This is a genomic window from Rossellomorea marisflavi, from assembly GCF_009806575.1.
Taxonomy (GTDB): Bacteria; Bacillota; Bacilli; order Bacillales; family Bacillaceae_B; genus Rossellomorea; species Rossellomorea marisflavi_A.
The window spans coordinates 2,056,080-2,069,081 of sequence record NZ_CP047095.1 but is presented as its reverse complement, the minus strand read 5'-3'; the positions used below and the strand labels follow the sequence as shown (position 1 = coordinate 2,069,081).

The window sequence follows — 13,002 nt, the reverse complement described above, 5'->3', positions numbered from 1 at the left end:
TACAATATTTCTGTCATAATTTCTTAATTAATATATAAATTTTCTTTGTTTTATCGGCTTTAACCATCCAAACCGTTCATTTTGAATGTCCACAGCCAATAAGTATCCCATATGTCTCCTTAGAATTTCAAAGAAAATGTACTCTGATTCATCGGTTCCCCATGCATGAATCGTCAACATTCTCTCTTTTAATTCAAGAGAGACCCCTGATGACTCCAGGTGAATCACGGCCCTATCATCGTCCCATCCGGAACCATTGACCGATAATAACTCATTTTGTATGAAGCGTCTCGTTGGGAGGTATGGAATCGGTCTTGTAATATACTCTACCTGCTTGGAAATGATCGTGTGCAATTCCCCGGAAGAACTCTCCATCTCGTTGAAAAGCTGGTGAAACATCCGTTCCCTACCGTAAAAATGCTGGGCAAACTCCTCTGCAATCCAATAGACCTGATAGCGTCGCACAGTTACTCCCCCTCCCATTATACTATTCAGTATACCCAATCATAGGAAGAGGAGTTGTCAGAAATTGTTGAGAAGATGGACTAGTTTTGTCGAATCACCGTTTCAGCCCAATTCTTTTTTCAGCATCACCATATCCAAACCTCTTATTCCATTCTCATAGAATGGCTCCGGATAGGCCAAGAAGAAATCTTTTTTGATGGATTCAAATCGAAAACCGCATTTTTGATAGAATATCAGGTTGCCTATGGACGAATTTGACGTCCCGACCAGTATGGTTCGATACCCTGAATTCTTCACCTTTTTTTCCATCTCCTTGATCATCTGTCGGCCGGTCCCCTGTCCACGCGCTGAATCTACCACCGCCATGTTCTTAATCTCGATGGTGGATGAATCCACTGCCACCATGAGCATAATCCCTACGGTCTCTCCAGCGTTTGAGAAGGTGTACACTTCCCCATCTTCCAGATAGCTTCTTACTACGGCTTCCGATTCATCAGCCAGCATCAAAAGGGGGATGAAGGCGCTTCGGTCTTTTTGCTGTTCATAAATGATTTCCATCTATTACACCACCTAAAAAAGCCGGCTCAATGGATGAGCCGGCTTAAAATGTCTTACTTTTGAAGAAGGGCTTTGATACGGGATACAACATTATTTGTTGTAAATCCGTACTCTTCCATCACTTTTTCTCCAGGAGCTGAAGCACCGAAGCCGTCAATGGCCAGGATGTCACCTTCGTCACCAACGTAACGATCCCATCCGAGTGGTGAACCCATCTCGATGGCAAGACGTTTCTTCACGCTTTTCGGAAGGATGGACTCCTTGTATTCCGGAGATTGCTTTTCGAAACGATCCCAAGACGGCATGCTGACGACAGATGTATTGATTCCGTCTTTTTCGAGTGCTTTTTGAGCGTCCAGGGCAAGACCCACTTCTGAACCGGTAGCAATCAAAATGGCATCAGGCTGTTCTTTGCCGGCAGGAGAAGCTACATACGCACCCTTGCTAACACCGTTATATGCTTTATCAGCAGATGACTTCATGGTAGGCAGGTTCTGACGCGAAAGTACAAGCATGGTCGGCTGATCTTTCGACTCGACAGCAAGCCTCCACGCAGCGGCTACCTCATTGCCGTCTGCAGGTCGAATGACAGATAGATTCGGCAGGGCACGGAGTGATGCAAGCTGTTCTACAGGCTCATGTGTAGGTCCATCTTCTCCGACTGCGATACTATCATGGGTGAAGACGTATGTGACCGGAAGTCCCATCAAAGCTGCCAAACGGATGGCAGGACGCAGATAGTCACTGAACACAAAGAATGTTCCACCAAACACTTGCAGTCCACCGTGCAGAGCCATACCGTTCATGGCTGCACCCATGGCAAATTCACGGACACCGAACCAAATATTACGTCCATCATACGCTTCTGCAGAGAAGTCTGCTTCGCCTTTGATGTTCGTTTTGTTGGACCCGGCAAGGTCGGCAGATCCACCGATGAAGGTTGGCAGGTTTTTAGCGATGGCATTCAGCACGTCTCCTGAAGAAGCACGGCTTGCCAATGAGCTTCCCTCTTCGTAAACCGGGATTTCTTTGTCCCATCCTTCGGCCAAATCGCCTCTGATCGCTGTTTCCAGCTGAGCAGAAAGCTCTGGAAGCGCATCTTGATACGCAACGAATTTCTTCGCCCATGCTTCCTCTTTTTCACTACCTACCTGTTGGATTTTCTCTTCAAAACGGGCGTAGACTTCATCCGGAACATGGAAGTCTTGTTCGAACGTCCATTTATAGTAATCCTTCGTCAGTTTCATCTCGTCTTCCCCGAGTGGAGCACCATGAACAGCAGACTTACCAGATTTATTAGGTGCACCGTAGCCGATGACCGTTTTCACTTCGATCATTGTAGGGCGGCTTGTATCACCTTGTGCTTCTTCGATGGCTTTGGAAATCTCATCAAGATCATTTCCATCTTCCACGCGGACATATTGCCAACCGTAAGATTCGAAACGGCCTTTGACACTTTCAGAGAATGACTTATCAAGTTCCCCGTCAAGGGAAATATCATTTGAATCATAAAGAACGACCAAGCGGCCCAATTTCAAGTGAGCAGCAAGTGAGGCCGCCTCAGCTGAAACGCCCTCCATCAAATCTCCGTCTCCACAGATGGAATATGTAAAGTGATCGATGATGTCGTGGCCCTCTTTATTATAAGTGGCTGCCATATGTCTCTCAGCCATGGCCATACCAACTGCCATCGCGATTCCTTGTCCAAGTGGACCTGTTGTCGCTTCTACACCTGCTGTATGTTTATACTCAGGGTGTCCTGGTGTTTTACTGCCCCACTGGCGGAAATTCTTCAGGTCATCCATGGAAACATCATAGCCTGAAAGGTGAAGCAAGCTGTATAAAAGCATTGACCCATGTCCTGCAGAGAGAACGAAACGGTCACGGTTAAACCAATGTGGATTTTTGGGGTTATGGTTCATGAAGCGTGTCCATAGAGCATACGCCATAGGAGCTGCACCCATCGGCATTCCCGGATGACCGGAGTTTGCCTTTTCGATCGCATCGATCGATAACGTTCGGATTGTGTTAATTGCTAATTGATCTGTTTTATCAAACATGTCAGACATCCTTCCTTTTCAATCTCTACTTAATATTAATCTTCTTTGGCTGTTTATACAACTATCTTGAATGATACCACGTCTTCCTTTTTGTTAAAACTGATATCCGTTCGGAATTACTGGCACTTTTTTTGCATAATAAAAAGGATCACGCTTTGAAGTCCGCGTGATCCAGTATTGACTACTGAGAATCAGTGTTTCTTTTTGTTTTGAATTTCCTGTATCTTCTTGGGCGTCACTTCATTTCCATCGGGATCAAAGATCCTGGTGTTTTCAATGGTCCCTTTCATGGATTGGCGGAACGTCTCAAGATATTCTTTCCTCAATCTGGTCTGTTCCTTCGCTTCATCTGCTGAAAGTCCGGTAGACTTAGATTTTTTGGATAATTCATTGATCCGGTTCATCTTTTCTTTTGAAAGCATCTATAAAACCCCTTTGATTTCGGTAACGTATAACGACATGTTACTAAATATAATAGGGGATGACAAGGGTTACGCTTGATCGACTGCATCCATATGCTCTTTATAACGCCTATGAACGGTTGCCTTCGAAACATCATAGCCGAATCCCCGAAGAGTAGCGGCAATCTCTGCAAAGGTCAATTCATTCTTGCGCAGCCTGACAATTTCTTCAACGGGGACTTCCTTACGCTCCCTACCCTCAATATTCCCCTTGTTCTTCAAATTCTTCTGGGGACGGAATCCGTTCGCCACGGCCCGTTTCATGCCTCTTTTGATCTTCAAATTATGCAGCTTGCGCTGATATTCCTCCACCATGCTTACGATGTTAATGACCATGGAGTCAGAGTCCGACAGATGCAGCTCCCCGCTCTGGGACTGACTGATAATCTTGACATCCTCCTTCAAAAGGCAATGGATCAGGGCAATCTTCGCATTTCCCCTTCCGATCCTTGTCTCATCCTGGATCAACACTGCATCGATCGCCTGATCCCTTACAAGATCAAGCATCTCGAGAACGCCAGGCCGGTCAAGGTCATAGCCACTTGCCTGATCCCTTATGACCGATGAAACCTGCATTCCGTACTCCCGTGCAAGTTTCGCCAGCTCTTCTTCCTGACGCTCGAGTGATGTTTCCTGTGTATCCTTCTTCGTGCTCACCCGACAGTAGATGATTGCATTCATTCAAAACCCCTCTATTCCTCGTTCATGACATACTGATAATCCCCGTTGATCCCGAGCTTTTTTTTGACTGGGAGCACAAGGGAATCACCCGCAGAAATTGTATAGGTGGCCAGATTATTCTGTTCACCCACCCATTTGATAAATTCATCGGTGGACATGGAAGAGTCGCTGCTGTATTGATCTGCAATGGTCCAGAGCGTATCGCCCTCCTGCACCTCTATACTATGATAAGATACTCCGTCTTCCATTTGAAGAATGAAATAGATTGATGCCACAAGTGCCAAGCCAAAAAATACAAGTATATATGAGTAATTCGCCCAAAGTTTCCCTGCCATAATGATTCCCTCCATACGAATGTTTGTTCTATTTGTTACATCCATCATAATACGAACATCCGTTTGGAGTCAATCAAAAATTCGAACTTATGTTTGTATCGTTCCCACCACCATGTTATAATGGGAACATAAGATCGATAGATAGAGGTGCGTGACTATGACAAAACTATCCAAACGGCAGCAGGATATCTTGGAATATATCAAAAGCTCCGTGAAAGAAAAAGGCTATCCGCCTTCCGTGCGCGAAATCGGGGAAGCGGTGGGACTGGCTTCAAGTTCTACTGTCCACGGCCACCTGGCCCGACTTGAAAGCAAAGGTCTCATCCGCAGGGATCCGACCAAGCCAAGAGCCATTGAGATCCTCGACCTTGTGGAAGACTCGATCCCCCGTCACAATGTCGTGAATGTTCCCCTCATCGGGAAAGTCACGGCGGGTCAACCGATCACAGCGGTTGAAAACGTCGAAGAATACTTCCCTCTCCCAGAGAGAATGGCTCCGGCTGACGAGCATATCTTTATGCTTGAAATCATGGGTGACAGTATGATTGAAGCCGGGATCCTCGACGGTGATTTCGTCATCGTAAGGCAGCAGCAGACAGCCAACAATGGTGAGATCGTCGTCGCCATGACTGAAGAGGATGAGGCGACCGTGAAACGTTTCTTCAAAGAAAAGGATTTCGTAAGGCTCCAGCCTGAAAACTCTTCCATGGACCCGATCATCCTCCGCAATGTATCGATCCTCGGGAAAGTCGTTGGTGTCTACCGGCAAGTTCATTAATGATATCTAGAAAAGAGCTCCGGTCACATGTGACCGGAGCTCTTTTTTGCTATCTTTCGAGATATCGGTAGAGGGTGGACTTACTGATGCCCGTCTTCTCTTTGATTTCTGAAAGACTGTAGGTTTTCGTTTCGTACATGTCGATCGCCTTTTTTACATTTTCATCCGGCTTGCGCGGCCGTCCCGTACTGACTCCCTTCTCTTTCGCTTCACCTATGCCTTTTTTTGTCCTTTCACTGATCACATCGCTTTGAAAGCTTATAAGATGCTCAAGGACTTCCTGAAAACGGTACGACTGCCCCGGACTGGTCGACAGCCCTTCTGATATAGAAATGAAGCGTGTACCTTTCGCTTCAAGCTGGTTCAATAGCTCCAGTAACTGTCGGCTGGAATCAGCGAAGTCGATTAAGGAAGTGACCACGACCGTATCTCCTTCCCCAACTACGGCTAGCAGTTCTTCCAGTTTTACCCTTCTCTTAGGTGAAGAATGTTCCTCCCTGTATAAAACCTTGCATTCTATCTTCAGGAGCTCTGTTTCCTGTTGCCGTCCTTCTGGATCCTCAAAGCTCGGTCTGTAGTATCCGATGATCATAGGCGTCTCTTCCCTCCCCAACCTATTCTTGAATAACTTTCCCAAAAAGGTTCACTTTTGGGAAAGTCGGTGATAAACTGTTTTTTATTGAACGTAAATTTACGATTTCTACGAGGTGACAATATGAAGAATACCATAAAACAGCAGTGGTTTTCGAATGTCAAGGGAGACATCCTTTCCGGGATCGTCGTCGCACTTGCCCTCATTCCGGAAGCCATTGCCTTTTCCATCATAGCCGGTGTCGATCCCATGGTCGGGCTATATGCTTCTTTCTGCATTGCCGTCATTATTTCCTTTGTAGGCGGAAGACCGGCCATGATTTCTGCTGCTACCGGTGCCATGGCACTCGTCATGGTCCCGCTTGTCAAAGATTACGGGTTGAATTATCTGTTGGCGGCCACCATCTTGACGGGAATCTTCCAACTCCTGTTCGGTGTATGTAAAATCGCGAGACTCATGAAATTCATACCCCGTGCTGTGATGATCGGCTTCGTGAATGCACTGGCCATCCTGATTTTTTCGGCACAAGTGCCTCACTTCTTCAATATCAACGGGATGACCTATGTATTTGTGGCGGTGACGTTGGTGATTGTGTATGTACTCCCACGGTTCGTCAAGTCCATCCCTGCACCACTTGTAGCCATTGTGGTACTAACCGCCATTGCCTTGTTTTCACAAGCAGACTTGAGGACCGTAGGAGATCTGGGGACGATAAGCCAGACCTTGCCTTCGTTCTTCCTTCCTGATGTACCGTTTTCATTTGAAACATTGAGCATCATTTTCCCCTACTCACTCGCCCTAGCGATTGTAGGACTGCTTGAATCCCTCATGACGGCCTCAATCGTTGATGACATGACGGATACGGACAGCAATAAAAATCAGGAAGCAAGGGGTCAGGGAGTCGCCAATATCATTAATGGATTCTTCGGTGGGATGGCCGGATGCGCGATGATCGGTCAGTCGGTGATCAATGTAAAGTCCGGAGGACGCGGGCGCTTGTCCACATTCGTAGCCGGGGCCTTCCTGATGTTTCTCATCATTGTACTTGGGGACCTTGTTGTGAAGATTCCCATGGCCGTTCTTGCCGGAATCATGATCATGGTCTCTGTCGGTACCTTCGACTGGTCTTCCTTTCGTTATATCTGGAAAGCCCCTAAAGGAGATGCCGCAGTGATGCTCATCACCGTGGCGATCGTGGTTGCCACTCATGATCTATCAAAAGGTGTTATTGCAGGGGTATTGCTGAGTGCCATGATCTTTGTGGCCAAACTATCAAAGTTGAAGGTTACGGAAGAAGTGGATGGTGTTAAGCGCAAGTTCACGGTTGAAGGCCAACTATTCTTTGCATCAGTGGATACGTTCGTAGGCTCCATTCAACTGACCGGCGAAGTTCAGTACGTTAAGATCGATCTTTCCCATGCCCACATCTGGGATGAATCTGCAGTAGCAGCCATCGCGAAAGTCCTGGCCAAATGCAAAAATCAAGGCTGTAAAGTGGAGACGATCGGACTAAGCTCTACAAGTAAAAAGATTCAGGACTCGCTTCTACTGCTGACAGATGATAAAACTTCTTTGACAGCCTGACGGATGGATCATGGCCATGATCCTATCCAAGAAAACGTTTGGTTCGAGAAGGGTTAATCCCTTCCCCAAGAACAAAGGTATGTTTTCCCATGGAACCCGCCATCGGTGAAGATTGCGCTAAGCTCATTCTTTCAATCTACAAAAAAGACCCCGGAAGGATTAAATCCTTCCGGGGTCTTTTTCAATAGATTAATACATTTGGATATATTGCTCGCGCTCCCAAGGATGAACTTGTGTACGGAACATATCCCACTCGATTTCTTTCGCTTCTACAAAGTGTTCGAAGATATGCTCACCAAGAGCACCAACGATGACTTCATTTGTTTTCAGCTGTTCAAGTGCAGCATGAAGGGTTGCCGGCAGATCTGTGATTCCTGCTTCTTCACGCTCTTTTTTGTCCATAACGTAGATGTTACGGTCAATTGGCTTAGGTGCTTCCAAGCTGTTCTTGATTCCATCAAGACCGGCGGCAAGCAGTACACTCATCGCAAGATATGGATTGGCTGCCGGATCGACGCTTCGCACCTCAACGCGCGTGCTTAGACCGCGTGATGCCGGGATACGGATGAGCGGGCTGCGGTTACGCGCAGACCATGCAACATAACATGGAGCTTCGTACCCTGGAACAAGACGTTTATAAGAGTTGACCGTAGGGTTTGTAATGGCCGTGAAGCTCGTTGCGTGTTTAATGATACCGGCAAGGAATTGACGCGCTGTATCGCTCAATTGAAGATCGCCTTTTTCATCGAAGAATGAGTTCACGCCGCTTTTGAAAAGTGACATATTGCAGTGCATTCCGGAACCATTCACCCCGAACAACGGTTTTGGCATGAAGGTAGCATGCAGTCCGTGTTTGCGGGCAATGGTCTTAACAACGAGTTTGAATGTTTGAATGTCGTCACAAGCCTTGAGGGCATTGGCATATTTGAAATCGATCTCGTGCTGACCAGGAGCAACCTCATGGTGGGAAGCTTCGATTTCAAAGCCCATTTCTTCAAGTTCAAGTGCGATATCGCGACGGCAGTTTTCCCCAAGATCCGTAGGTGCAAGATCGAAGTATCCTCCGTTATCATTCAATTCGAGGGTCGGTTCACCATTCACATCCAGCTTGAATAGGAAGAATTCCGGTTCAGGCCCGAGGTTAAAATCAGTAAATCCAAGCTCTTCCATTTGGCTCAGAATACGTTTGAGGTTATTACGCGGATCTCCTTCGAACGGAGTTCCATCTGGGTTATAGATGTCACAGATCAAACGGGCAACCTTCCCTTTTTCGGCTGTCCAAGGGAATACCAACCACGTATCAAGATCCGGGAATAGATACATATCGGATTCTTCGATCCGTACAAATCCTTCAATGGAAGAACCATCGAACATCATTTTGTTGTCAAGCGCCTTTTCAAGCTGACTGAAAGGGATTTCCACGTTTTTGATCGTTCCCAGGATGTCTGTGAACTGGAGACGGATGAATTTAACACCTTCTTCATTCGCCAATCTTAGTACATCTTCACGAGTATACTTTGCCATTTTGCGTAATTCCTCCTCAGGTTTAGTAAAGGTTTATTTAATGAAAGAAGCGTGACATGTCACCTTGACGAAGAGATGTTTTGCTAAAGCGCCCGGAATGCATCAATTCATTCCGGAGCAGCTTGCGGAGATCATCGTCAGAAAGATCCTGCCGTGCTTTTTCTTCCTTCTTGCCACTAACGTCAGATGCTACTTTCGTTTCCTGACCCGAGACAGCGAAAATCCTTTTGATGCCGGCCATGTTGATCCCTTGTTCCAAAAGATCCTTGACCTCCAGGAGTTTATCGATGTCGTTCAGGGAGAAGAGCCTTCGATTTCCTTCCGTACGGGCCGGATTGATCAATTCATGCTCTTCATAGTATCGAATCTGACGAGCCGTCAAGTCCGTGAGCTGCATGACAATGCTAATTGGGAACAATGCCATCGTTCGACGAATTTCACTTCCGCTCATCGTGATTCCCCCTTTGTTGTTCGTTCATGTGTTCATTATATTCAATGTCAGGAATTCTGTCAATAATATGTTAGATTACCTTACATATTTTTTGATCATCCATTTTGAATAGTGTGATTCTTTTTGCGGTATGTTGTGCTCGGGTCAACAACAAAAGGATAGTCACTGATCGACTATCCTTTTGTACTTATCATATTAACCTTTTAAATGGGGCATAAAACCTTTTTCGATCAATTCATCGACGGCCGTGCACACCGCGATCTTCACATGGGAATAGGTCAGTCCCCCCTGTACATATGCAACGTATGGAGGCCTTAATGGTCCGTCAGCCGACAATTCGATGCTCGCCCCCTGAACGAACGTGCCTGCAGCCATGATGACATCATCCACATATCCAGGCATATAGTTGGGATATGGGGTGAAATGAGAATTCACGGGTGAAGCGAATTGAATAGCCTGACAGAAAGCGACCATCCGGTCCCGATCACCGAATTGGACAGATTGGATCAAATCGGTACGGGGAGCATCAGGGGCTGGATTCGTATCCATCCCGAGCTCTGTCAGGAAAGCACTAGTAAAGACGGCCCCTTTCAAGGATTGCGCCACCACGTGGGGAGCGAGGAAAAATCCTTGATACATTTCCTGAAGACTGTAGAGGGAAGCCCCCGCCTCCGCACCGATACCCGGCGACGTCATGCGGTACGAACACGCTTCGACCAATTCCTTCTTCCCTACGATATATCCTCCCGTTTTCGCAAGTCCGCCCCCGGGATTCTTTATGAGCGATCCCGCCATAAGGTCGGCTCCGACATGGCATGGTTCACGGTCTTCAACAAATTCACCGTAGCAGTTATCAACGAAAACGACGATCGATGGATCGATCTCTTTGACGAAATCAATCATGGCTTTGATCTCTTCCACTGTGAAGGAAGGACGGTTGGCGTATCCCTTCGAACGCTGGATCCCCACCATTTTCGTTTTGGTGCCCAGCGCCTCTCTTACTGCACCGAAGTCTACTTTACCGTCGGAAGTAAGGTCGATGCTCCGGTAGTCGATATGGAAGTCCTTCAGGGAGCCTGCACCCTTCCCTCTGATCCCGACAATTTCTTCAAGGGTGTCGTAAGGCTTTCCTGTTATGTATACCAATTCATCTCCTGGACGGAGGATGCCGAAGAGTGCGATGGATATCGCATGTGTGCCCGAGATGATCTGGGGACGAACGAGCCCCGCCTCTCCGCCGAACACATCTGCGTAAATGCTCTCTAAAGTATCCCTTCCTGCATCATCGTACCCATACCCTGTCGAAGGGTTGAAATGGGAGTCACTCACACGATGCTTCTGAAAAGAAGTTAATACATTGAATTGATTTCGTTCTGCCCGCTCATCAATGGCTGCATGGATATGGGCTATGGATTGTTCAACGGATCGGGCAAGCGGCTGCAGGACCTCTCCGTGTTTTAATTGATCAAACATGTCTATAAATTCCCTTCTGCTTTTCGAATTCCTTTGCGCCGGCTCACAGTCTCACTTAATACTGCAGACCAACAGACCAATCATATCAAATATTCCTCACAAACACTACGGCAAAAATGGTTGCAAATCCATGTTGCCGTGATACAATCAGATAGGTTTAAAGAGTACGATCAGGAGAGGAAGACCAGGGTATGACATGGGAAGTATTGAGTATCATCGGCACTGTTGCCTTTGCGGTGTCAGGTGCGATTGTTGCGATGGAAGAAGAATATGACATACTGGGTGTATACGTACTCGGAATCGTCACGGCTTTCGGTGGCGGAGCGATCCGGAATTTATTGATCGGCGTACCCATTTCCGCACTCTGGGAGCAGGGTATGCTATTTCAGATCGCCCTCCTCGCTATTACGGCCGTCTTTCTTTTCCCCCACAATCTATTGAAGCACTGGAAACGGTGGGGTAACTTCTTCGATGCCATCGGCTTGTCTGCATTTGCCATACAGGGGGCCCTGTATGCCGTCAACATGGATCATCCCATGAGCGCAATAATCGTGGCCGCCGTTCTGACGGGTACGGGAGGCGGGATTGTCAGGGACCTGCTAGCCGGCAGGAAACCCCTCGTATTCAGATCTGAGATCTACGCGGTTTGGGCCGTCGTCTCGGGGATGGCTGTCGGATTCGGCATAGCAGAATCACCGATTGAATTATATGCCTTATTTGTCATCACCACCGCGTTACGTGTGTTTTCCTATCTATATAAATGGAAGCTGCCGAATAAAAGGCTCCAATCGGAAGCCTAAAAAAACATGCATTCTTTACGAATGCATGTTTTTTCAATCGCTGTCCTTCCGTGTGAAGACAAGATCGTTGCTCCTCAGGGTCATTAATTCATGCCGGTCATAGTTATTTTCCATGAGAAGACGCATGGCATGGGCCCGGATGGATTTCTCAAGGATGTTCCGTACATATCGTCCATTGGAAAATGCATTCGCCGTAATGGCATTCTTCACCCCGTGAAGGTGCTCACGTATTTTCCGTTCGGCATCGTGGCTGAGCATATATTCCTTTTCCTTAAGCATGAGCTTACTGATGTCCATCAGCTGGTCGACGGAATAATCGGGGAAATGAAACACGAGGGGAAACCTTGATTGAAGCCCGGGATTCAGCGTAAGAAAATGATCCATTTCCTTTGAGTAGCCGGCAAGGATCAAGATGAACTCATGCTGCTTATCCTCCATATGCTTCACCAGGGTATCGATGGCTTCTTTCCCGAAATCCTTCTCTCCTCCCCGACCCAGAGAATAGGCTTCATCGACAAACAGGATCCCGCCCAACGCCTTTTTGACAAGGTCTCGGGTCTTCTGAGCTGTATGCCCAATGTATTCACCTACCAGGTCCGCTCTCTCTGCTTCTATAAGATGTCCTTTCGACAGCACATTCATCTTCAGGAACAGCTTGCCTATGATCCTGGCCACGGTTGTCTTACCTGTTCCGGGATTCCCTTTGAACATCATATGAAGGGCTTGTTTCCCCGCTTTCAGTCCCATCATTTCACGTTTTTTATTCACGTATATCCAAGCATAGATCTCCTTCACCATTTTCTTCATTTCGTCCATTCCGATGAGTGTGCCCAATTCTTCTTCTATTTCTTTCAAAGCAGCATGCTCCTGGGGCATGGACTGAGGAATGGATTCCTGTATCATCGAATCCCGCAGCGGATTCCGTTTTTGTGAATTGAGGACGATGCTGATCTGACCGTTGTTCTTCATTCGCATCGGTTGTTGGTCCAAAGGGTTCACCTCGCCATTCTATATGCAAACACATTCTGCGGATTTTCACCCCCGGTACGCTTCGACAAAAGAACATTCTTTTGTCAATTCCTGCGCTTTCCCGAGAAATAAATCGTCCGTCATTCTTGATCAAGGCAGCAATATCGTATCCCCCTCATATCATTCTATTCAATAGATGAGGATTCATTAATCCTATTTTCATCAGAAATTGTATTTTCCACGGGTACAACCGGCCGGTATGAATCCGTAA

The 13,002-nt window shown here is 47.0% G+C and carries 14 protein-coding genes; 3 read left to right on the top strand and 11 right to left on the bottom strand.

Annotated elements, in window-relative coordinates:
• Positions 1 to 27: 27 nt before the first annotated feature.
• The 6 genes from sirA to yneA all read right to left on the bottom strand — a co-directional run bounded on the left by sirA (position 28) and on the right by yneA (position 4,560).
• Complete coding sequence (gene sirA, locus D5E69_RS10770; protein WP_048003938.1) at positions 28 to 465, bottom strand: sporulation inhibitor of replication protein SirA; 438 nt, start codon at positions 463 to 465, stop codon at positions 28 to 30.
• A gap of 102 nt (positions 466 to 567) precedes the next feature.
• Complete coding sequence (locus tag D5E69_RS10765) at positions 568 to 1,023, bottom strand: GNAT family N-acetyltransferase (RefSeq protein WP_048003939.1); 456 nt, start codon at positions 1,021 to 1,023, stop codon at positions 568 to 570.
• A 53-nt stretch (positions 1,024 to 1,076) separates the two neighbouring features.
• Positions 1,077 to 3,083 (bottom strand): transketolase, encoded by a 2,007-nt coding sequence (gene tkt, locus D5E69_RS10760; RefSeq protein WP_048003940.1) that lies wholly within the window; start codon positions 3,081 to 3,083, stop codon positions 1,077 to 1,079.
• Positions 3,084 to 3,274: 191 nt separating this feature from the next.
• Positions 3,275 to 3,505 carry a DUF896 domain-containing protein gene (locus tag D5E69_RS10755; RefSeq protein WP_048003941.1) on the bottom strand — a complete coding sequence of 77 codons (231 nt, stop codon included), beginning with the start codon at positions 3,503 to 3,505 and terminating at the stop codon, positions 3,275 to 3,277.
• A gap of 69 nt (positions 3,506 to 3,574) precedes the next feature.
• Entirely contained in the window at positions 3,575 to 4,225 is a 651-nt protein-coding gene (locus D5E69_RS10750; protein ID WP_048003942.1) for a YneB family resolvase-like protein, read from the bottom strand.
• Between the two features lie 11 nt (positions 4,226 to 4,236).
• On the bottom strand, positions 4,237 to 4,560 hold the full coding sequence (gene yneA / locus D5E69_RS10745) for a cell division suppressor protein YneA (protein ID WP_048003943.1): 324 nt from the start codon (positions 4,558 to 4,560) through the stop codon (positions 4,237 to 4,239).
• A gap of 157 nt (positions 4,561 to 4,717) precedes the next feature.
• On the opposite strand from yneA, the gene lexA reads away from it, so the two are divergent.
• A complete protein-coding gene (gene lexA, locus D5E69_RS10740) occupies positions 4,718 to 5,338 on the top strand; it encodes a transcriptional repressor LexA (RefSeq protein WP_159129634.1) in 621 nt (206 codons plus the stop codon).
• Positions 5,339 to 5,387: 49 nt separating this feature from the next.
• Here the strand turns inward: lexA and D5E69_RS10735 are convergent, their stop codons facing one another.
• Positions 5,388 to 5,930: a recombinase family protein gene (locus D5E69_RS10735; RefSeq protein ID WP_048003945.1), complete on the bottom strand. Its 543-nt coding sequence runs from the start codon at positions 5,928 to 5,930 to the stop codon at positions 5,388 to 5,390.
• Between the two features lie 123 nt (positions 5,931 to 6,053).
• On the opposite strand from D5E69_RS10735, the gene D5E69_RS10730 reads away from it, so the two are divergent.
• Positions 6,054 to 7,514, top strand: coding sequence for a SulP family inorganic anion transporter (locus D5E69_RS10730; protein ID WP_159129633.1), 1,461 nt, complete (start codon positions 6,054 to 6,056; stop codon positions 7,512 to 7,514).
• 189 nt (positions 7,515 to 7,703) lie between these two features.
• Here the strand turns inward: D5E69_RS10730 and glnA are convergent, their stop codons facing one another.
• From glnA to D5E69_RS10715, 3 genes are all read right to left on the bottom strand, one after another.
• A complete protein-coding gene (glnA, locus tag D5E69_RS10725; protein WP_048003947.1) occupies positions 7,704 to 9,038 on the bottom strand; it encodes a type I glutamate--ammonia ligase in 1,335 nt (444 codons plus the stop codon).
• A 37-nt stretch (positions 9,039 to 9,075) separates the two neighbouring features.
• Positions 9,076 to 9,489 (bottom strand): MerR family transcriptional regulator, encoded by a 414-nt coding sequence (locus D5E69_RS10720; protein WP_048003948.1) that lies wholly within the window; start codon positions 9,487 to 9,489, stop codon positions 9,076 to 9,078.
• A 195-nt stretch (positions 9,490 to 9,684) separates the two neighbouring features.
• The gene (locus D5E69_RS10715; RefSeq protein ID WP_048003949.1) at positions 9,685 to 10,962 is read right to left on the bottom strand and encodes a methionine gamma-lyase family protein; all 1,278 of its coding nucleotides are present in this window, start codon (positions 10,960 to 10,962) and stop codon (positions 9,685 to 9,687) included.
• Positions 10,963 to 11,153: 191 nt separating this feature from the next.
• Between D5E69_RS10715 and D5E69_RS10710 the strand changes: the two genes are divergently transcribed.
• Positions 11,154 to 11,762, top strand: coding sequence for a trimeric intracellular cation channel family protein (locus D5E69_RS10710; RefSeq protein ID WP_048003950.1), 609 nt, complete (start codon positions 11,154 to 11,156; stop codon positions 11,760 to 11,762).
• A 33-nt stretch (positions 11,763 to 11,795) separates the two neighbouring features.
• Here D5E69_RS10710 and spoVK read toward each other — a convergent pair whose 3' ends face one another.
• Positions 11,796 to 12,731 carry a stage V sporulation protein K gene (gene spoVK / locus D5E69_RS10705; RefSeq protein WP_231578832.1) on the bottom strand — a complete coding sequence of 312 codons (936 nt, stop codon included), beginning with the start codon at positions 12,729 to 12,731 and terminating at the stop codon, positions 11,796 to 11,798.
• Between the last annotated feature and the right edge of the window lie 271 nt (positions 12,732 to 13,002).

What these genes read in the sequence shown, in the direction of transcription:
- D5E69_RS10765 (WP_048003939.1), bottom strand. Translation starts at nt 1,023, where the DNA reads ATGGAAATCATTTATGAACAGCAAAAAGACCGAAGCGCCTTCATCCCC.
- tkt (WP_048003940.1), bottom strand. Translation starts at nt 3,083, where the DNA reads ATGTTTGATAAAACAGATCAATTAGCAATTAACACAATCCGAACGTTA.
- D5E69_RS10755 (WP_048003941.1), bottom strand. Translation starts at nt 3,505, where the DNA reads ATGCTTTCAAAAGAAAAGATGAACCGGATCAATGAATTATCCAAAAAA.
- D5E69_RS10750 (WP_048003942.1), bottom strand. Translation starts at nt 4,225, where the DNA reads ATGAATGCAATCATCTACTGTCGGGTGAGCACGAAGAAGGATACACAG.
- yneA (WP_048003943.1), bottom strand. Translation starts at nt 4,560, where the DNA reads ATGGCAGGGAAACTTTGGGCGAATTACTCATATATACTTGTATTTTTT.
- lexA (WP_159129634.1), top strand. Translation starts at nt 4,718, where the DNA reads ATGACAAAACTATCCAAACGGCAGCAGGATATCTTGGAATATATCAAA.
- D5E69_RS10735 (WP_048003945.1), bottom strand. Translation starts at nt 5,930, where the DNA reads ATGATCATCGGATACTACAGACCGAGCTTTGAGGATCCAGAAGGACGG.
- D5E69_RS10730 (WP_159129633.1), top strand. Translation starts at nt 6,054, where the DNA reads ATGAAGAATACCATAAAACAGCAGTGGTTTTCGAATGTCAAGGGAGAC.
- glnA (WP_048003947.1), bottom strand. Translation starts at nt 9,038, where the DNA reads ATGGCAAAGTATACTCGTGAAGATGTACTAAGATTGGCGAATGAAGAA.
- D5E69_RS10720 (WP_048003948.1), bottom strand. Translation starts at nt 9,489, where the DNA reads ATGAGCGGAAGTGAAATTCGTCGAACGATGGCATTGTTCCCAATTAGC.
- D5E69_RS10715 (WP_048003949.1), bottom strand. Translation starts at nt 10,962, where the DNA reads ATGTTTGATCAATTAAAACACGGAGAGGTCCTGCAGCCGCTTGCCCGA.
- D5E69_RS10710 (WP_048003950.1), top strand. Translation starts at nt 11,154, where the DNA reads ATGACATGGGAAGTATTGAGTATCATCGGCACTGTTGCCTTTGCGGTG.
- spoVK (WP_231578832.1), bottom strand. Translation starts at nt 12,731, where the DNA reads ATGAAGAACAACGGTCAGATCAGCATCGTCCTCAATTCACAAAAACGG.